This is a genomic window from Azospirillum sp. UENF 111221, assembly GCF_058780625.1.
The window spans coordinates 153,630-172,118 of the sequence record NZ_JBSNCH010000004.1 but is presented as its reverse complement, the minus strand read 5'-3'; the positions used below and the strand labels follow the sequence as shown (position 1 = coordinate 172,118).

Sequence of the window (18,489 nt, the reverse complement as noted above, 5' to 3'; positions counted from 1 at the left end):
CCTAAAATTGAACCCGGTTCACAGGCTTCCACCCAGCCAGAGGCCGCGCCATGCCGCACCCCACCCGCCGGTCGGTCCTGTCCCTCGGTGCCGCCGGCACCGCCCTGGCGCTGCTTCCGCACCACGCGCATGCGGCAGCCATCCAGTCCACCCAGCCCGCCCTCGTCCCTGGGCTGGTCTATGCCGCCGGGCAGAAATTCGACAAGAGCTTCAACGAGGGCGCCTTCACCGGGGCGGAGCGGTTCAGGAACGCCACCGGCATCGCCGTCACCGAATATCTGCCCTCCACGCCCGTGCAGTTCGATCAGGGCGCGGCCTCGCTGCTGCGGCGCGGGGTGACCGATCTGGTCGCCATCGGCTTCTACTACGCGACACCGCTGGCGCGGCTGGCCCCGGCGCACCCGGCGGTCCGCTTCACGCTGATCGATGCGGTGGCGGAGGGACCGAACATCCGCTGCGTCACCTTCAAGGAGCAGGAGGGATCCTTCCTGGTCGGCGTGCTGGCGGCGCTGGCATCGAAAAGCGGGACCGTCGGGTTCATCGGCGCGCTCGACATCCCCCTGATCCGCAAATTCATCGCCGGTTACGAGCAGGGCGCCCGCCATGCCCGCGGCGACATCAAGGTGCTGGTGAATTTTGTCGGCACCACGCCGGCCGCCTTCAACGATCCCGCCAGCGGGGCCGAGGTGGCGCGCAGCCAGTTCCAGCGCGGCGCCGACGTGGTGTTCGCCGGGGCCGGCGTCTCCAACTTCGGCATCTTCGCCGCGGCGAACGAGGCAAGGCGGCTGGCCATCGGCGTCGACAGCAACCAGAACTACCTCTATCCCGGCTCCATCCTGACCTCGATGCTGAAGCGGGTCGATATGGCCGTGGAATCGAGTTTCGAGGCTGCCCGTCAGGGCCGATGGAGCGCCGGCACGGTGGCGCTCGGCCTTGCCGAGTCGGCGGTCGATTATGCGCTCGACGAAAACAACCGCGATCTGGTGACGACCGCGATGGTGGAGGCGGTGGAGGCCGCCCGCCGCGGCATCATCGCCGGCCGCATCCCGGTGGCCGACGGAAGCTGAGCCACGGCTATGCCGGCGCCTCGAACGGCTGCCAGCCACGGGCCCCGGTCAGGTCGGCGCCCTTCAGCGTGGCGAAGCTGGTCTTGATCGCGGTCAGGTCGGTGCCGCGCAGCACCACGCCGGCAAGGCTGGCGTCGCGCAGGTCGGCGCCGTTCAGCCGCGCCTTGGCGAAGCTGGTCGGCCACAGCCGGCTGCCGTCGCCGCTGAGATCCACCCTGCGGAACTTGGCGCGCCACAGCTTCGCTCCGGCCAGATTGGCACCTTCCAGATTGCAGCCGGACAGGTCGGCGCTGGTGAAGTCAGCATCGCGCAGGTCGCTGTAGGACAAATCGGCCATCATCAGCTTGGCGCCCGAGAAATCGGCCCCGCGCAGCCCGCAGAACCGCATCACCGCCCCGCACAGCAGCTGGTTGGCAAAGTTGTAGCCGCGCAGATCGACCCGCTGGAGCTGGATGCGGTCGCCGCCCTTGCCGAACTTGTCGACCCAGAATCTGATGCTCGGCGATCAGCTCGCTCATCCGCGCCGCGGTGGTGGTCAAGCCGGTGCCGTCGACATCGATGCCGTGCCGCTCCAGCGCCGTGCGCAGCTCGTCGTTCAGCCGGGCGCCGCACATCAGCACGCCGTCCAGCGTCGTCTTGCGCATGGTCGCCCCGGTCAGGTCGGCCCCGATCAGGATGGCGCCGCTGAGGTCGCTGCCGGTGAGGTCGGCGCCGGACAGGTCGCTGCCGCTGAAATCGCACTGCGCCATCCGGCAATCAGTCAGCACCGCCTCGGACAGGGTGCAGCCGACGAAGGTGGTGGTGCCGTCCGTATTGCCGGCCGCCCGGAACTCGCCGCTGTCCAGGACCATGCCGCGGCGGAGGTCGGCGCCCTGGAGGTTGGCATTCTGCAGCCGGGCGCCATCCACCCTGGCGCCGCGCAAATCCGCCCCCTGCAACTGCGCCCCGGTCAGGTCGGCCTTCGACAGGTCGGCGCCATACAGATCGGCCTTGGACAGCAGGGTGCCGACCAACCGCGCCCGTGTGAGACTGGCACCGGTCAGCTTGGCGCCCGACAGGTTGACGCGGTTGAGGCCGAGCCCGGCCAGATCGTAGAAGCTGAGGTTGGCGCGCCGCCCTTTCCCTGCCGGGTCGCGCAGAAGCCATTGCTGGTGGCGTACCAGCGCATCGCGAACCGCCCGGAGGTAGCGTTCATCCATCATGCGGCGCGTCGTTGCCCCGGCATTTCCGTCCCGGACACACTGTCCCGGACTGTTGGCGTGCTGGATCTTACCGAAACCGGTTGAATTCCGGAAGATGCCAGCCGTCGAACCTTCGCCCGATCGGCAAGAATCTTTTGTTGCATGGACATTTCCGGTCCGACATAGGCCGGCCCGCCGGTCACGACCGCGTGATCGATGCCTCCCCCGGCTTGGGTAGGGGGAATGGCGACCCAATATACTGGGCTCAGAACATCGATCATCTGCATGGGAGACCGGCGGCATGCCCGAATCGGACAAGACAGCATCGGCCAAGAGCGAACAGGAGTGGAAGCAGGACCTGTCGCCCAACCAGTTCAAAGTTCTGCGCGAGCACGCCACCGAATATCCGGGCACCAGCCCGCTGAACGACGAGAAGCGCCACGGCGTCTACCGCTGTGCCGGCTGCGGCCAGCCGCTGTACGCCAGCGACACCAAATACGAAAGCGGGTCGGGCTGGCCCAGCTTCTGGGAGCCGCTGCCGGGAGCGGTCGAAACCTCCACCGACTACAAGCTGGCCTACCCGCGCACCGAAGTCCATTGCGCATCCTGCAAAGGCCATCTCGGCCATGTCTTCGACGACGGGCCGCGGCCGACAGGCAAGCGCTATTGCATGAATGGCGTCGCCATGAGCTTCGAGCCCGAGGAAAAGTCCGACTGACCGGCAGAACTATGACCGGCCGCCGGCTTTCCTTCGACGGATCGGCGTTCGGTCATAAACCCTAATGAAAAAGGCGGGTTTGCCCCTATTTCGGCTAAAAATGACAACCCCGACACGGAGCGCGATGGTATGATCCGCTCCGTGCGACGGGTTGTCGCGAGGGCATCGCCGCCCTTCGCCGGTCGTGGCACCATGCGTCGATGGACAGACGCAGGCATTCGGTGCGGCTGGCGGAGGGCGAATGGTCATTTCGGCCGAATTCCTGGGGATGCTGCTACTGATCGCCAGCGCCGCCGCGCTCGGACTTTCCATCGTCGTCGATGTCGGCCGCGTCAGCGCGGAAAAGACCCGCGAGGCGATAAACCAGCGCCAGTACGACAAGAAACGCGCCGCACTCGCCGAATGGCGCCAAAAGACGGAGCGCAAGCGCGTCGATCTGACGACCCTGCAAGCCCGCCTGACCGAATTCAACGGCCGGCGCCAGAAGGCGTTGACCGAGTCGCGCGCTCTGGAATTCTCCAAGATCGAACTGGTCCACGAACTGGGCGACCAGGACAGCGACGGCGACATCTATTGGGCACAGCTGGCGGTCGGTCCCAATTTCAACGAGCTGGACCGCAAGGAGATCGTCTTTTCGCGCCAGATTTGGGAATACCGCAACGTCTCCCACATCACCGCTCCGTCCGCCGAACAGGCCCATGCCACGGTGCGGAGCAGCTTTTCCCAGCGCAACGGCGTGATCTGCTCTCCCGTGGTCCCCCTGGCGCTCGCTCCCGACCCCGAGGTCGAGGCTGACGCGGCATGATCGGGGATCGCATGAGGGGAACGGCGCCATGACCGGCATGATGCTGTATTTCGCGCTGGGCCTGATGGTGCTGACCGTCCTGTCCAACCGCTACTGGCGCCGCCAGCTGGTCGTGACGCGGATCGCCATGTCCAAGCTGAAGGAGAAGGTGGAGGACGTGACCAAGGAGGTCGCCGACGTCGCCTCCGACTATGCCCAGCTGGCGCACCATTATGCGGAGATGGAAAAGCGCGTCCAGAAGGCGGAGATCGACATGCAGGCGGCCATTCTGGAGCTGGACCAGAAGAAGTCGGCCCCGATGCAGCGCTACGTCGTCTTCGACCGGAACGAGCCGCGCCCCGGCCGCTTCTGGGAGGTCGCGGTGCGCTGCCAGCCCATCGGCGTCAGCCTGTCCGACCAGCGGGGATACCGCGGCTGGACCGGGGTGCGCCGCTTCCTGCTGATCGCCGATGGCGAGCGCGAGGCCCGCGAACGGGTGGCCGCCCGCTATCCGCGCAAGGCCGGTTTCGAAATCGTCGAGGTTGCGGGCTGCCGCATCAACGGCCTGACCGTCAACCGGATTTCCGAACTCAGCACCTTCCGCAAGCCGGCCAAGCCGGAGGAAGAAGGCGCGGCGCCCGCCCGCCCGCAACGCCGGACCTCGCCCGCGCAGTCCTGAGTCCGTCTCTCCTTTCCAAACACCCTTTCCCAGTGGTGGCTGCGCCCTATCTGCTGTCGGGCCATGCCAAGATTTGCCCTGAAACGCCCAAAACCGAACCGTTGGGTTTTCGCCCCTCTCCTGCTCATGCCGTTTCTGGGCGCCTGTTCCGGCCCGCAGATCGTCGACGCGCTCACTCCGCGATCGGGCTACACGGTCACGACCGACCTGCCCTTTGCGGACGATCCGCGCCTGCGCCTGGATCTCTACCGGCCCGACCGGCCGGAGCCGGGGGCACCGACGGTGGTGTTCTTCTATGGCGGCAATTGGGAGGCCGGCGACAAGGGCATGTACCGATTCGTCGCCCAGGCGCTGACCAGCCGCGGCTACAGCGTCGCCATCCCCGACTACCGGCTCTATCCGCAGGTGCGCTACCCGGAGTTCCTGCGCGACTCCGCCGCGGCGGTGGCCTGGGTCCGGCGCCACGGCGCCGAATATGGTGCCCAGCCCGGACCGGTTGCGGTGATGGGCCATTCCGCCGGGGCCTACAACGCCCTGATGCTGGCGGTGGACCGGCGCTGGCTCGCCGGACAGGGGCTGGACCCCGCCCGCGACCTTCGCGCCGCGGTGGGGCTGTCCGGCCCCTATGATTTCCTGCCCCTGCAGAGCGACATGCTGAAAGATCTGTTCGGCCCGGAGGAGACGCGGCCGGACACCCAGCCGATCGCCCATGTCGCCGCCCCGCTGCCGCCCCTGTTCCTCGCCACCGGCACCGCAGACGAAACGGTCCTGCCCCGCAACAGCCGCAATCTGGCGGCCAAGGCGCGCGAGGGCGGCGGAAGCGTGCGCACGGTGGAATATGACGGTATCGGCCACATCCGTATCGTCGCCGCCCTCGCCGCACCCTTGCGCTGGCTGAACCCGGTGCTGGACGATGTCGATGGTTTCCTGAAATCGCTGCCGGAAACCGGAAGCTGATCAATCCACCGCGGCCTGGAACATGTATCCCATGCCGTGGACGGTGACGATTCGGGTGGGGTCGGCAGGGTCGTGTTCCACCACCCGGCGCAGGCGGCGGACCAGCCGGTCGATGGAACGGTCGTACGGCACCGAGTCGCCGCGCAAGGTCAGATCGAGAAGGTCGTCGCGGCTCAGCACCCGCCCTGGATTCTCGACGAAGGCGGCGAGCAGCTCGAATTCGGCGGAGGTAAGCCGGGCGTCCTCCCCATCGGGACCGCGCAGCCGACGCTTGTCGAGATGAAGCTCCCACCCGTCGAACCGCTTCACCCGCCCGCCGGCCGGTCTGGTCGGCTTGGCGATGCGGCGCAGCAGGCTGCGGGTGCGCGCCAGGATCTCGCGCGGCTCGAACGGCTTGGTGATGTAGTCGTCGGCGCCCAGTTCCAGCCCGATCAGCCGGTCCATGCGGTCGGACCGCCCGGTGATCAGGATGATGCCGATGTTGGAGGCAGCCCGCATTTCCCGCGTCACCGCCAGACCGTCCTTGCCGGGCAACCGGATGTCCAGCAGCAGCAAGTCGATGCGCCCCCGCGCCAGCAGCGCCGACAGCTGGTCGCCGTCCCGCGCCAGCATCACCCGATAGCCCTCCCCTTCCAGGTAGGCCTTCAGGGTCTCGCGGGTGATGGGATCGTCGTCGACCACCGCGATGGTGTGCATTGTCCCCCGTACCGGACTGAGACGGGTGGCGGATTGTCTGCCACACCCAGCACCGAAACTATCGGTTCCGGCAATTTGACACAAGCTGGAGAGTAACGGAACTGCGACGGGCAGTGGCAGATTGTTCCGCCCCGCCACAGTGGCCGATAGGGACAATTGCGGGCGATCTTGCCAGAAGGTCGAGACAATGCCACATTTGTCCCCATGACAAACTGGACCCCGAACCTGGAGGGCCGTCCCGGCCCGCTCTATCGCGTCATCGCCGACGCGCTGGCCGACGACATCGCGGAGGGCGTGCTGCCCACCGGCACGCGGCTGCCGACGCACCGCGACCTCGCCTTCCGCCTCGGCGTGACGGTGGGAACGGTGACCCGCGCCTATACGGAGGCCGAGAAGCGTGGGCTGATCGGCGGCGAGGTCGGCCGCGGCACCTTCGTCCAGGGACAGCGTCCGCCAACCACCCCCCTGCCGCTCGGCTGGCCGCCGGCCGGGGAGATCTCGGCGGGCCCCGCCATCGTCAACATGACCACGGTCCATCCCGAACACGCCGTGGCGGTGCAGACCTTCGGCCAGACGCTGTCCGCCATCGCGGCATCGGGACATGCGGCGAAACTGATCGGCTACGGCCCGCATGCCGGCCTGCCCGACCATCGTGCCGCCGCGGCGGCCTGGCTGGAACGCCAGCACCGGGTCAAGGCGACGCCTGAGTCGGTGCTGCTGACCACCGGGGCGCAGAACGCGCTGGCCGTGGCGCTGGCCGCCGTGGCCCGCCCCGGCGACGTCATCCTGGCGGAACGGCTGACCAACATCGGCACCAAGGCGCTGGCCGCCACCCAGGGCTATCATCTGGAAGGCGTCGCCATCGACGAGCATGGTCTGGTGCCCGACGCGTTCGACAGCGCCTGCCGCCGGCTGGGGCCGAAGGCAGCCTATCTGGTGCCGACCCTGCAGAATCCGACGGCGGTCGTCATGCCCGCCGCCCGCCGGCGCGAGATCGTCGAGATCGCCCGCCGCTATGGCGTGATCCTGATCGAGGACGACGTGTTCGGCTTCATGGTGCCGGATGCCGTGCCGATCCAGACCATGGCCCCCGACATCACGCTCTATGTGTCCAGCGTGTCGAAGAGCCTCGCCGCCGGCCTGCGGCTGGGCTTCGTCGTCGCCCCGGCGGAACTGCGCACCCGTGTCGAGACCGCCATCCGGGCCCTGCAATATTCCGCTCCCGCCCTGCCGGCGGAGGTGGCCGCGCGCTGGATCCAGGACGGCACCGCCGACCGCATCGTCGCCACCCAGCGGGAGGAGGATCTGGCGCGCCAGCGGCTCGCCAGATCCATCCTGCCGGCCGAGACCGTCTATGGCCACCCGGCGGCCCAGCATCTGTGGCTGGTCCTGCCCGAGCCCTGGCGGCGCGAGGACTTCATCGGAGAGGCGCGCCGCCGCGGGGTGATCGTCACCGGTGCCGACGCCTTCGCCGTCGGCCGCGCCAGTGCGCCCCATGCGGTGCGTGTCGGCCTGTGCATGCCGCGCAGCCGCGACGAGGCCGCCCGCGGCCTGCGCGCCCTTGCCGATGCGATCGACGCGCCCGCGGCGGCGATGTTGTCCATCGTCTGACCGGAGTGCAGGCACCGCGGCGGCGACATGTGAACACCGATGGGAAAATCCTGCCGCCCCTGCCGGTCCAAACCTGCCGCCCGGCACCGATGAGCCTGCCATAGCCCCTGTCAGGTCAAAGGCTTAGCTCTGGCCCGCATCCTGCACACCCCTCGATTGTCATTTCCTGACGGGAATGCGGAACGAGGGGAGCGCACCATGGTCAGCCTGTCCAGTTACGCCGATGTCGGCAGCATGGCCCAGAGCCTGCAGCAGTCGATCGACGCCGCGGTCAAGCGCGTGCAGCAGCAGGCAACGGGCAATGGTGGTGCTACCGGCAAGGTCCAGGAGTACGAGCAGACCGTCAACAAGTCGGCGATGAACGCCGCCCCCTTCGCGACGGGCATCGGCACCCTGATAAAGGACACCAGCCGGCTGAACGTCTTCAGCTCGCTGGCCTCCAACGATCCGGCAGATTTCTACAAGTTCAACGTGCCCACATCCGGCGCCGTGACGCTGGGGACGGTGGGCGATGCCGGCGTCCGGCTTCAGCTGATGGACCGTGGCGGCAAGGTCATCGCCGACAGCAACAAGGATGCCGGCGCCAGCTATGACGCCTTCCAGAAGCTGAAATCCGGCCAGATGACGCTGGACAAGGGCGACTACACCCTGCGTGTCGCCCGCGACAAGGACGTGCCGGTCAAGGATGCCAAGAGCTACGGCGTCCAGCTGCGCATGGGCAACTACAGCAAGGACTACGACACCATCGCCAAGCAGCCGGCCAAGGGCGACAACCCCTTCGGCGGCAACACCAAGCTTCAGGGCCTGGCCTCGATCCTGGGAGCGGGCAGCGCCTCGCTCAACCCCTCGGCGATGCTGCTGGGCGGGTCCGGCGGCAGCTATGGCGGGCGCGGATCGCTGCTGAACGCGATCCTGTGATCGCAGTAGGCGTCAGGCCAGACGGTCGCGCCCCGTTTCCTTGACCAGCAGAACCGCCTGGGTGCGGCTGCCGACGTTCAGCGCCTTGAGCACACCGGTGACGTGGGTCTTCACGGTGGACAGGTTCAGGCCCAGCCGCTCGCCGATCTCCTGGTTGGACAGGCCTTGGGCCAGCAGGTCCAGAACCTCCAACTGGCGGCGGGTCAGCCCGTCGAAGATGCTGGGGGCCACGGCACGCGGGGTCCCGGCGACCGCGTGGGCAGGGGCGCCCGGCATACCCAGCACCGGCGGCACATAGGATCCGCCGGCCATCACCAGCCGCAGGATGTTCACCACCAGCACGTCGTCGGTCGATTTCGGAATGAAGGCCCGGACGCCGCGCGACAGCACCGCGCGCATTTCGTCCGGCGACTCGATCATCGAGAAGATGGCAACCGGAACCGGCGCCACGCGCTTGACCAGCGCCTCGACATCCTCCAGCCCGCCGAGACCCGGCATGCGCAGGTCCATCACGATGAGGTCGAACGCGGTCCCGCCGTCCTGCATCGCGCCGTCGAGGATGGCGTTCAATTGGCTGAAGCTGGTGGCGGCCACCACGGTGGCCTGCTCGTCCAGTTCACCCACCAGATGGGTCAAGCCGCTGCGGACGATGGAATGATCGTCGGCGATCAGAACCTGCATGTAACGTCTCGGACCGGAGATGCCTTGGGTACCGTATCGTCATACGCTGACGCAACGGTCCGCGCTACCTCCTTCGCACATCCGGCACCTTTGTTCCATTGCCGCGATGCTTGGAAGGATTGCAGGCGCCTGCGGGGGAGAGGCCGCCGCCCCTCCCCCGTTTGCCGTTCAGGAGATCTTGATCATGATCTGGGCACGGCGGTTCGACGGCTCGCGCACGTTCGGACCGGTCGGGACCATCAGCTGGTTCTCGCCGACACCTTCGATGGAGATAATGTTGGCCGGCGTGCCATGCTTGATCATGGCCTGCCGCACCGCCTCGGCGCGGCGGAGCGAGAGCCTCTGGTTGTAGGACGGCGCGCCCGAGGTGTCGGTGTGGCCGATCACTTGGATGCGGACGGCACGCGCACGGCTGGCACCGTCGGCGGCATCGGCGATGATCTTGTCGGAGTTCGGCGTGATGACCGCCTTGTCCCAATCGAAGAACACCTGATACTCGCTCTGCGGCTGGGCGGCCATCGGCGGGGCTGCCGGCGCCGGGGCGGCGATGGGGGTCGCACGCTCCGGACCACCGAAGGTGTAGCGCAGGCCGGCGAGGATCGTGTGATTGCGGTACTCGCCCTTCGAGGTCACCGGACCCAGCTCGAATTCCGGATCGACGGTGGCGAAATACCGGTAATCCAGCGTCAGCGCGACATTGTCGTTGATCGCATAGGATGCGCCGACGATGCCCTGATAGGCGAAGACCCAGTCGCGGTCGCTGGCGCCGTTCAGCGACTGCTTGACGCCGGCGATACCGGCACCGGCACCGATGTAGGGGGTGATCGGCAGGCCGATGTTGATGTCGTACAGCAGGTTGCCCATGAAGGCGACCGAGCTCATCTTGCCGCCCAGATTGTTCAGGCCGGGGGTGGCGCTGCTGGTGCCGTCGACGCTGTTGCGCCACCGCCAGGCGGCCTCCAGCTCGGCGCGCAGGCCCATCGCGGTGGCGTAGCCGACCGACAGGTCGCCGATGCCGCCGATCTTGAATTCCTCCTTCAGGCCCAGGCCGGGAGCCGGATAGCTGCTGAGGTCCGCATCCTCGGTCCAGTTCACGCCGGCGCCAGCACCGACATAGAAGCCTTCCGTACCGGCGAAAGCGGCGGTCGGGACGGCCAGCGAAGGAAGAGCGACGGTCAGTGCCGTGCCCAGCAAAATCCCACGCATCGTCATGTTCTTGTTCCCATCGTTGACGGCGTTGGTCGATCGGGACATCCCGGCCTGCGGTGAAATGCGTGACAGAACGGGCTCCGGCCCCGACAATGGATTCCGCACCTGCGGCTTCCAATCCCGCCGCCTCACGCCCATTTTCCCTGTTGCAGATTTGCCTCAGCCGCCTCAGAGGCATTTCCTCGCGCGATAACAATAACTTGGACAGAATCCCCAATGCCCTCTACCCCGGACGGTTCGGTTGATTACCCCCTCTGCACCACTCCCGAGCCCGGCGGCTGGCAGGAGGTGACGCCCGGCGTGCTGTGGATCCGGCTGTCCCTCCCTTTCCAGCTCGACCACATCAATGTCTGGGCACTGGACGGCGGCACGGTCGGCTGGACGCTCGTCGATTGCGGGCTCGGCGATCCGCGCAGCCGCGCGGTGTGGGAAGTGCTGCTGCGCGATGCGCTGGGCGGGCGCCCGGTGGAGCGGGTGGTCGTCACCCATTTCCATCCCGACCATATCGGCGCCGCCGCCTGGCTGGTGGAACGGACCGGCGCCGGCTTTGCCACCTCGCTGACCGAATGGCTGTTCGCCCGCACCCTGTCGGCCGGCACCGATGCCGCCACCGACGCGGTGGTCGAGCAGTTCTATCGCCGCTGCGGCCTGGAGGAGGATACGCTGCGGTCGCTGCTCGCCCGCAAGGGGGCCTACAGCCGCGGCGTGCCCGCCGTGCCGGCGACGCTGAACCGCCTGCGGGCCGGCGACCGGCTGCCGGTGGGGGACCGCCACTGGACGGTGATCGGCGGCAGCGGCCATACGGCGGAACCGGTCAGCCTCTACCGGCCGGCCGGCGGCGGCAGCCCGGACCTGCTGATTTCCGGCGATCAGATTCTTCCGCGCATCAGCCCGAACATCAGCGTCTGGCCGTCGGAACCGGAGGCCGATCCGCTCGCCGACTATCTTGCCAGTCTTGAGGGATGGAGCGTCCTGCCGGCGGATACGCTGGTCCTGCCCTCCCACGGCCGTCCCTTCCGCGGCCTGCACCGGCGTGCGGAGGAGTTGGCTCTCCACCATGGGGAGCGGCTGGCCGAGATCGAGACTCTGTGTGCAGCCCCCCGGACCGCCGCGGCGGTGACGCGGGCGCTGTTTCCGCGCCCACTCGACCCGCAGCAGATGCTCTTCGCCGTGGGCGAGGCGGTGGCTCACCTCAACCACCTGATCCGCAAGGGGCGGCTGGAGCGGACCGCCGGACCGGCTGGCGAGCCGGCTTCGCTTCCGCCGGCCGACCTCTACCGCCAGCCGGCAGCCATCACAGCGGCCTGACGGCAGTTATTCGGTGACGATCTCGAACTCGTGCGGATCGAGCAGCGTCGCCACCGACAGGGTCTTCAACGTCTTCGGGTCGTCGGTGCGCTTCATCTGGGCATGCTGGGTGCCCATGCCGTCCTTGCGGATGGCGATCACTTCCCAATAGCCGCCGCTGGGGGACAGCTTGCGATAAATCTGTCCCTCGACCACCTCGCGCTTCCTGCGCATTTTCGTTCTCCAAAACCCGTCCCATGCCGGCGACCGTCACAGTCGCCGCGAAGGGCGCCATTGAAGCACAAAACCCCCCTGCCGTGGCGAGTGTCCGTTCGGTGACCCTTTGCCGATGACGCATTTGCGTTGTTGCAACGCAGCACGTCCGGAGCACCCCCGATGACCCTTTGCCGCAGGCCCCCTTCAGAGTGGAACAAAAGGCGCGGCTGTGAGTTCATAGCGGTCATGAACACCGATCTCGACGTGCTTGTCTTCGCGACCCGCCTGGTTGATGAACTGGGCGAAACCGCGATTCGAATGAGCCGCGTTCGTCTTGTCGAACTCACGGCCGCCAACCACACCCGTGCCGCCGCCTTCTGGCGGGAGGTGATGGGCACATGCGAACGGCTGCTGACCGAACGGTCGGGCCGGCGTGTGGCGACCGGGCTCTCCCCCCAGGCAATTGCTGCGGCGCAGCCAGCCATGGCCCAGCACCGCGTCGCCTATGTTCCCCGACCTATTCCCTGACCGGCTTGTTCGACAAGCCCGGTACTTCTTTGAACCATCAAAGAAAAAGGCCGGCACTGACGTGCCGGCCCTTTCTCGCGGAACGCAGATGCGTTTCGCTTACTTCACTTCGGCGTACTGACCGTTGTGCCACTTGTACCAGACATAGGCCGGGCTGGTGACGTCGCCCTTGGCGTCAAACCCGATCTTGCCGATGACGGTGTCATAGCTGCCCTTGCGCATGACGTCGGCAACCTTGGCAGCGTCGGTCGAGTTCGCCTGCTTCACCGCGTTCGCCCAGATCTGGAGAGCGGCGTAGGTGTAGAGGGTGTAGCCTTCCGGCTCGTAGCCCGCCTTGCGGAACTTCTCCACGACGGCCTTGGCGTCCGGCTTCTCGCGCGGATCCGGGCCGAAGGTCATCATGGTGTCCTCGCCGGCATCGCCGGTGATGGCCCAGTACTCGTTGGTCACCAGCGCGTCACCCGACACGATGATGGCCTTCAGGCCCTGGTCCTTCATCTGGCGGGCGATCAGGCCGGCCTCGGTGTGGTAGCCACCGACATAGACGGCGTCGATGTTCGCCTGCTTCAGCTTCGACACCAGAGCGGAATAGTCCTTCTCACCGGCCGTATAGGCTTCGTAGATGGCTTCCTTCTGGCCACCGGCGTTCAGCGCCTTCTGCGTCTCGTCGGCCAGACCCTTACCGTAGGCCGACTTGTCGTGCAGGATGGCGATGTTCTTGCCCTTGTACTTGTCCAGCAGGTACTTTCCGGCGATCAGGCCCTGCTGGTCGTCACGGCCGCAGACGCGGAAGACGTTCTTCAGGCCCTGCTCGGTCAGCTTCGGGTTGGTCGAAGCCGGGGAGATCTGCAGCATCCCTTCCTCGGCATAGACCTGACTGGCCGGGATCGACGAGCCCGAGCAGAAGTGACCGGCCACGAACTTCACACCGGCCTTGGCCAGCTGGTTGGCGACGGCCACGGCCTGCTTGGGATCGCAGGCGTCGTCACCGACCTCCAGCTTCAGCTTCTGGCCCAGAACACCGCCGGCGGCATTGATGTCCGCGACGGCCTGCTCCATGCCCTTCTTCATCTGCTCGCCGAAGGTGGCGTACTGGCCGGTGATCGGGCCGGCGGTGGCCACCGCGATATCAGCCTTGGCGGCCGTGGCGGAGAGCGCGGTCGCCGCGATCGCGGCGAGAAGGGACAGCTTGAATTTCATGGGTGTGCTTGCTCCCTGTTCTATGAAGTGGTCCCTGTTGCAACATACCCCCGGCCCTTTCGGGCCTTGCCGCCGGGTCCCCTCCGGCGGGTTCCAGAATACCATACCCCGAGTGGCGCACAGTGCGACAGTTTCGCGGGCACCAATCAGCCGTACGGTCTAATTCCTTATGTCTAGTGGTCCCTGCTCAACCGGCCCTGCTCAACCGGAGGTGCCGGTGCGGTCGCGCCAGGCAAACGGCCCGGCGCGCTCATAGAGCCAAGGATACTGGTTGACCATGCGGCGCGCGATGGCGATGCGATGTGCGGTGAGCGTGATCAGCCCGATCACGACGGTGTGGACGATGAAGCCCCACAGCGACAAGAGCTGCTCGCCGAACAGGCCCCAGGCCAGGAAGCGGTCGCCCACCCCCAGCAGCAGCGAGTAGGCCAGCACGCTGGAGACCGGCTTCCACCCCTCTGCCAGCGTCTGCCCGGTCAGCACGCCGCAGCCGCCGAACACCAGCACCGTCAGGAACACGAAGACCGGAACGGAGGAGCCGAGGATCGTTTCCATCTCAGTGTCCCCCTTCCAGATAGGCCGCGCGAACCTCCGGGTCGGCCAGGAGCTGCGCCCCGGTCCCCGTCATCGTGATCTTCCCCGTCACCATCACATAGGCCCGGTGCGCCAGCTTCAGCGCATGGAAGGCGTTCTGCTCGACCATGAACACCGTCATCTTCTGTTCCCGGTTGATCTCCTGGATCACCTGGAAAATCTGCTTCACGATCAGCGGTGCCAGACCCAAGCTGGGCTCGTCCAGCAGCAGAAGCCGCGGCTGGCTCATCAGCGCCCGCCCGATCGCCAGCATCTGCTGCTCGCCGCCCGACATCGTCCCGGCGCGCTGGTTGATGCGCTCCTTCAGCCGCGGGAACAGCGTCAGCACCCGCTCAAGCTCGCGCTCGAAGCTGCCGGGCTGCGCCACGATGGAGCCCATCTGCAGGTTCTCCAGCACCGTCATGCGCGGGAAGATGCGCCGGCCCTCGGGAGACTGGGCGATGCCGCGCCGCACGATCTCGTGGGTGGGCAGGTCGGTGATGTCCTCGCCCTCGAAGAACACCCGGCCCTGGCGCGCCCGCGGGCTGCCGCAGATCGTCATCAGCAGCGTCGACTTGCCGGCCCCGTTGGCGCCGATCAGCGAGACGATCTCGCCGGCGCCGATCTCGATGTCGATGCCCTTCAGCGCCTCGATGGCGCCGTAGAAGGTGTGGACGCCCGATACCTTCAGCATGGTTCAGGCTCCCTTCTGGCCGGCGGTGGGCGCGATGTGCAGGTCGGCGGCGACCTCCGGCGGCAGCGCCTCGTCCTCGTCCTCGCCCAGATAGGCGCGGATCACCGCCGGGTCGTTCTTCACATGCTCCGGAGTGCCGTCGGAAATCTTCCGGCCATAGTCCAGCACCACCACATGGTCGGAAATGCGCATCACCACGCTCATGTCATGCTCGATCAGCAGCACGCCCGTGCGGTGACCCTGCGGGGTCTGCACGTCGCGGATGAAGGTCAGGATCTCGGCCAGCTCCCCCGACTCGCGCGGGTTCAGGCCGGCCGCCGGCTCGTCCAGGCACAGCAGCACCGGCTCGGTGCACATGGCGCGCGCGATCTCCAGCCGGCGCTGGGCGCCGTAGGGCAAATTGCCGGCTTCCCAGTCGGCGAACTCGGTCAGCCGCACCCGGTCCAGCCAGTATTTCGCCAGCTCCACCGCCTCATGCTCGGCCTTGCGGAAGCCGGGCAGGCCCAACAGGCCGGCGATGGCGAAGCCCGACGCCCGCATCAGCTTGTTGTGCTGGGCGACGATCAGGTTCTCCAGAACGCTCATGCCGCTGAACAGCCGGATGTTCTGGAAGGTGCGCGCCACGCCCGCCAGCTGGGCGATGCGGTAGCCCGGCATCCGCTCCAGCAGGAACTCCTTGCCGGCGGGATGGCGCAGCGTCAGCCGCCCCACGGTCGGCGTGTAGAAGCCGGTGACGCAGTTGAACAGCGTCGTCTTGCCCGCACCATTGGGGCCGATCAGCGCGGTGATCTCGCCCGCCCGCGCCTCGAACGACACGTCGTTGTTCGCCACCAGACCGCCGAAGCGCATGGTCAGGTGTTCGACCGACAGAAGCGGCTTTTCAGTCATGACGGCGCTCATTTCGCGGCTCCCGCGGCGGGCTTTTTGCCGCCATGCAGGAGGATGGTCGGGTCGCGGTGGGCCAGCAGGCCGCGCGGACGCCACAGCATGATCACCACCATGCCGGCACCGAAGGCCAGCATGCGGTAGTCGGCCAGCTCGCGGAACGCTTCCGGCAGACCGATCACCAGCAGCGTGGCGACCACCACGCCGATCTGGCTGCCCATGCCGCCCAGCACCACGATGGCCAGGATGATCGCCGACTCGATGAAGGTGAAGCTCTCCGGGCTGATGAAGCCCTGGCGCGTCGCGAAGAAGGAGCCGGCGAAGCCGCCGAACATCGCCGCGATGGCGAAGGCCGCCAGCTTCATGTTGGTGCGGTTGATGCCGAGGGACGCGCAGGCGATGTCGTCCTCGCGCAACGCCTCCCAGGCCCGGCCCAGCGGCAGCTTGCGCACCCTGAGCGTGAACAGGTTCACCACCAGCGCCAGGGCCAGGATGAGGTAGTAGAGGAAGATGATGCGGTGGAGCGGCGAGAACTCCAGCCCGAACAGCTCGTGGAAGGCGGCCATGCCCTCGGCCGGCGTGCGGGAGAAGTCGGCGATGCCGAAGAAGCTCGGCCGCGGGATGCCGGAGATGCCGTTCGGGCCGCCGGTGAACTGGTACCAGTTGACCAGGATGATGCGGATGATCTCGCCGAAGCCCAAGGTCACGATGGCGAAATAGTCGCCGCGCAGCCGCAGGACGGGGAAGCCCAGCAGCACGCCGGAACAGGCGGCGAGCAGCCCTGCCAGCGGCAGGCAGAGCCAGAAGCTGAGCCCGAAATAATGGGCGAGCAGCGCGTAGCTGTAGGCGCCGACGGCGTAGAAGGCGACATAGCCAAGGTCGAGCAGGCCGGCCAGACCGACCACGATGTTCAGGCCCCAGCCCAGCATGATGTAGGTCAGCAGCAGGATGCCGATGTCCAGCAGCATGCGGTCGGCCAGCGGCGTCATCGGCAGGATGGCGGCGAAGACGACGGCGACCGGGCCGATGTATTTGCTGGCGTGCTGGACCTTCGCGGCGAAGCGGTCCATGCGCTTGTCGCGGTCGGCCTGGCTGAGCTTGGAGCGGCCGGTGGCGACCGTCATGGCGGCGCGGATGGCGATGACGCCGCCGCCCAGCACCAGCACGAGGCGCAGCACCTGGGTCGGCATCGGCAGCACCAGCCCGACGCCGGCGCAGGCCAGAGCCAGGATCAGCACCGGCAGAGCCATGCCCTGGCGGATCAGCCCGAGCCCGAGCCGGCCGAGGAAGACCAGCAGAAGGGAGGCGATGACTTCTTCCGGCCGGGCTTCGATGCCGAGACCGGTGGGGCGGTCGACGGTGCGCAGGCCCACCAGCGGCACGGTCAGCAGCAGGGCCACGAAGGCGGCAAGGCCGGCGTCCTTGACGGTGGCGGCCCAGTCGACGCCGCGCGCGGCGCCGCGTCCGGCGGAGAGGGTGTTGGAGTGCGTGGTCATGGCGCTTACACCTTCTCGATCTCGGGCCGGCCGAGCAGGCCGGTGGGCCGGAAGATCAGGACGAGGACGAGGATGGAGAAGGTGGCGACGTCCTTCCATTCGGAGCCGACATAGCCCGACCAGAAGGCTTCGATCAGGCCGATGACCACACCGCCGAGCATGGCGCCGGGCAGCGAGCCGACCCCGCCGAGCACGGCGGCGGTGAAGCTTTTCACGCCGGCCAGGAAGCCGATGTAGAAGTCGATGACGCCATAGATCAGCAGCACCATCATGCCGGCGACGGCGGCGAGTGCAGCCCCCATGACGAAGGTCAGCGAGATGACGCGGTCGACGTTGACGCCGAGCAGCCCGGCCATCTTCTTGTCCTGCTCGCAGGCGCGCTGGGCGCGTCCCAGCGAGGTGCGGTTGATCAGCATGGTGAAGCCGACCATGAGGACCAGCGTGATGATGATGGTGGCGAGCCGGACGTAGCTGACAGAGACGGCGCCGTCCATCAGGGTGAGGTTGCCGGGCAGGATGGGCTGCAGCGGCTTGGAGCGGGCGCCCTGGAGGATCTGGATGTAGTTCTGCAGGAAGATCGACATGCCGATGGCGGAGATCAGCGGCGCCAAGCGCGGCGAGGAGCGCAGCGGCCGGTAGGCGATGCGCTCGACCGTCCAGCCATAGACGCTGGTGAACAGCATGGAGGCGAGCAGCATGATCAGCAGCGCCAAGGGCACCCAGGTGATGCCGAGCGCACCGATGGCCAGGAAGGTGATCAGCGCCACGAAGGAGCCGATCATGTAAATCTCGCCATGGGCGAAGTTGATCATGCCGATGATGCCGTACACCATCGTGTAGCCGATTGCGATCAGGCCGTAGATCGCACCGAGCGACAAGCCGTTGATCAATTGCTGAAGAAAATATTCCATGTCCTCATCCCACCTTCAGCGCGGCGCAAAGGCAGGGTGCGGCGGCACGGGCACACTCGGCACACCGGTCTCGCAACAGCAGCCCCCCTGTCTGGTGCACTCTGTCTGGTGCAGCCCGTCCAGTCACCAAACGGAATGCCGTATCATCCGGAGTTCCGTCTATTGGTCTGACGGACCAAGATTTTTCCTGTTCGGAGG

Annotated in this window: 21 protein-coding genes; 9 read left to right on the top strand and 12 right to left on the bottom strand. The window is 67.1% G+C overall.

The annotated features are described in order from the left end of the window. Window positions 1–50 precede the first annotated feature (50 nt). Entirely contained in the window at window positions 51–1,067 is a 1,017-nt protein-coding gene (locus ACWPN3_RS12865; protein ID WP_492239649.1) for a BMP family lipoprotein, read from the top strand. 7 nt (window positions 1,068–1,074) lie between these two features. Here ACWPN3_RS12865 and ACWPN3_RS12860 read toward each other — a convergent pair whose 3' ends face one another. After that, the gene (locus ACWPN3_RS12860) at window positions 1,075–1,470 is read right to left on the bottom strand and encodes a pentapeptide repeat-containing protein (RefSeq protein WP_492261503.1); all 396 of its coding nucleotides are present in this window, start codon (window positions 1,468–1,470) and stop codon (window positions 1,075–1,077) included. Next, window positions 1,367–2,269 (bottom strand): pentapeptide repeat-containing protein, encoded by a 903-nt coding sequence (locus ACWPN3_RS12855; protein ID WP_492261461.1) that lies wholly within the window; start codon window positions 2,267–2,269, stop codon window positions 1,367–1,369. The genes ACWPN3_RS12860 and ACWPN3_RS12855 overlap by 104 nt, the downstream gene beginning before the upstream one ends. A 280-nt stretch (window positions 2,270–2,549) precedes the next feature. Here ACWPN3_RS12855 and msrB point away from each other — a divergent pair, with 280 nt between their 5' ends. The 4 genes from msrB (at window position 2,550) to ACWPN3_RS12835 (ending at window position 5,386) form a co-directional block, all read left to right on the top strand. Next, the gene (gene msrB / locus ACWPN3_RS12850; RefSeq protein WP_376965428.1) at window positions 2,550–2,966 is read left to right on the top strand and encodes a peptide-methionine (R)-S-oxide reductase MsrB; all 417 of its coding nucleotides are present in this window, start codon (window positions 2,550–2,552) and stop codon (window positions 2,964–2,966) included. Between the two features lie 241 nt (window positions 2,967–3,207). Further along, window positions 3,208–3,771 carry a hypothetical protein gene (locus tag ACWPN3_RS12845; RefSeq protein WP_109096202.1) on the top strand — a complete coding sequence of 188 codons (564 nt, stop codon included), beginning with the start codon at window positions 3,208–3,210 and terminating at the stop codon, window positions 3,769–3,771. 28 nt (window positions 3,772–3,799) lie between these two features. Further along, entirely contained in the window at window positions 3,800–4,429 is a 630-nt protein-coding gene (locus ACWPN3_RS12840) for a hypothetical protein (protein WP_492239651.1), read from the top strand. A gap of 126 nt (window positions 4,430–4,555) precedes the next feature. Further along, window positions 4,556–5,386: an alpha/beta hydrolase gene (locus ACWPN3_RS12835; RefSeq protein ID WP_492239652.1), complete on the top strand. Its 831-nt coding sequence runs from the start codon at window positions 4,556–4,558 to the stop codon at window positions 5,384–5,386. Here the strand turns inward: ACWPN3_RS12835 and ACWPN3_RS12830 are convergent, their stop codons facing one another. Further along, the gene (locus tag ACWPN3_RS12830) at window positions 5,387–6,082 is read right to left on the bottom strand and encodes a response regulator (RefSeq protein ID WP_109096199.1); all 696 of its coding nucleotides are present in this window, start codon (window positions 6,080–6,082) and stop codon (window positions 5,387–5,389) included. Between the two features lie 204 nt (window positions 6,083–6,286). Between ACWPN3_RS12830 and ACWPN3_RS12825 the strand changes: the two genes are divergently transcribed. Both ACWPN3_RS12825 and ACWPN3_RS12820 read left to right on the top strand, forming a co-directional pair. After that, a complete protein-coding gene (locus ACWPN3_RS12825) occupies window positions 6,287–7,693 on the top strand; it encodes an aminotransferase-like domain-containing protein (protein ID WP_109096198.1) in 1,407 nt (468 codons plus the stop codon). A gap of 198 nt (window positions 7,694–7,891) precedes the next feature. Next, window positions 7,892–8,611, top strand: a complete 720-nt coding sequence (locus ACWPN3_RS12820; RefSeq protein WP_109096197.1) for a hypothetical protein — start codon at window positions 7,892–7,894, stop codon at window positions 8,609–8,611. Between the two features lie 12 nt (window positions 8,612–8,623). Here ACWPN3_RS12820 and ACWPN3_RS12815 read toward each other — a convergent pair whose 3' ends face one another. Next, on the bottom strand, window positions 8,624–9,292 hold the full coding sequence (locus ACWPN3_RS12815; RefSeq protein WP_492239653.1) for a response regulator transcription factor: 669 nt from the start codon (window positions 9,290–9,292) through the stop codon (window positions 8,624–8,626). 168 nt (window positions 9,293–9,460) lie between these two features. Beyond that, window positions 9,461–10,498: an OmpA family protein gene (locus tag ACWPN3_RS12810; RefSeq protein WP_247872808.1), complete on the bottom strand. Its 1,038-nt coding sequence runs from the start codon at window positions 10,496–10,498 to the stop codon at window positions 9,461–9,463. Window positions 10,499–10,717: 219 nt separating this feature from the next. Between ACWPN3_RS12810 and ACWPN3_RS12805 the strand changes: the two genes are divergently transcribed. After that, window positions 10,718–11,809 carry an MBL fold metallo-hydrolase gene (locus ACWPN3_RS12805; protein ID WP_492239654.1) on the top strand — a complete coding sequence of 364 codons (1,092 nt, stop codon included), beginning with the start codon at window positions 10,718–10,720 and terminating at the stop codon, window positions 11,807–11,809. A 6-nt stretch (window positions 11,810–11,815) separates the two neighbouring features. On the opposite strand, the gene ACWPN3_RS12800 is transcribed toward ACWPN3_RS12805, so the two are convergent. Further along, window positions 11,816–12,022 carry a hypothetical protein gene (locus ACWPN3_RS12800; protein ID WP_042696427.1) on the bottom strand — a complete coding sequence of 69 codons (207 nt, stop codon included), beginning with the start codon at window positions 12,020–12,022 and terminating at the stop codon, window positions 11,816–11,818. Between the two features lie 228 nt (window positions 12,023–12,250). Between ACWPN3_RS12800 and ACWPN3_RS12795 the strand changes: the two genes are divergently transcribed. Beyond that, window positions 12,251–12,532 carry a hypothetical protein gene (locus ACWPN3_RS12795; RefSeq protein ID WP_109096194.1) on the top strand — a complete coding sequence of 94 codons (282 nt, stop codon included), beginning with the start codon at window positions 12,251–12,253 and terminating at the stop codon, window positions 12,530–12,532. 99 nt (window positions 12,533–12,631) lie between these two features. Here the strand turns inward: ACWPN3_RS12795 and ACWPN3_RS12790 are convergent, their stop codons facing one another. The 6 genes from ACWPN3_RS12790 to ACWPN3_RS12765 form a co-directional block, all read right to left on the bottom strand. After that, the gene (locus ACWPN3_RS12790; protein ID WP_109096193.1) at window positions 12,632–13,732 is read right to left on the bottom strand and encodes a branched-chain amino acid ABC transporter substrate-binding protein; all 1,101 of its coding nucleotides are present in this window, start codon (window positions 13,730–13,732) and stop codon (window positions 12,632–12,634) included. Between the two features lie 201 nt (window positions 13,733–13,933). Next, complete coding sequence (locus tag ACWPN3_RS12785; protein ID WP_492239655.1) at window positions 13,934–14,287, bottom strand: DUF6867 family protein; 354 nt, start codon at window positions 14,285–14,287, stop codon at window positions 13,934–13,936. A gap of 1 nt (window position 14,288) precedes the next feature. Next, window positions 14,289–14,999 (bottom strand): ABC transporter ATP-binding protein, encoded by a 711-nt coding sequence (locus ACWPN3_RS12780; protein WP_014189439.1) that lies wholly within the window; start codon window positions 14,997–14,999, stop codon window positions 14,289–14,291. A 3-nt stretch (window positions 15,000–15,002) separates the two neighbouring features. Further along, on the bottom strand, window positions 15,003–15,899 hold the full coding sequence (locus tag ACWPN3_RS12775; RefSeq protein WP_492239656.1) for an ABC transporter ATP-binding protein: 897 nt from the start codon (window positions 15,897–15,899) through the stop codon (window positions 15,003–15,005). Beyond that, entirely contained in the window at window positions 15,896–17,380 is a 1,485-nt protein-coding gene (gene livM, locus ACWPN3_RS12770) for a high-affinity branched-chain amino acid ABC transporter permease LivM (RefSeq protein WP_492239657.1), read from the bottom strand. The genes ACWPN3_RS12775 and livM overlap by 4 nt, the downstream gene beginning before the upstream one ends. 5 nt (window positions 17,381–17,385) lie before the next feature. Next, a complete protein-coding gene (locus tag ACWPN3_RS12765; RefSeq protein ID WP_109491242.1) occupies window positions 17,386–18,291 on the bottom strand; it encodes an ABC transporter permease subunit in 906 nt (301 codons plus the stop codon). Window positions 18,292–18,489: the final 198 nt, after the last annotated feature.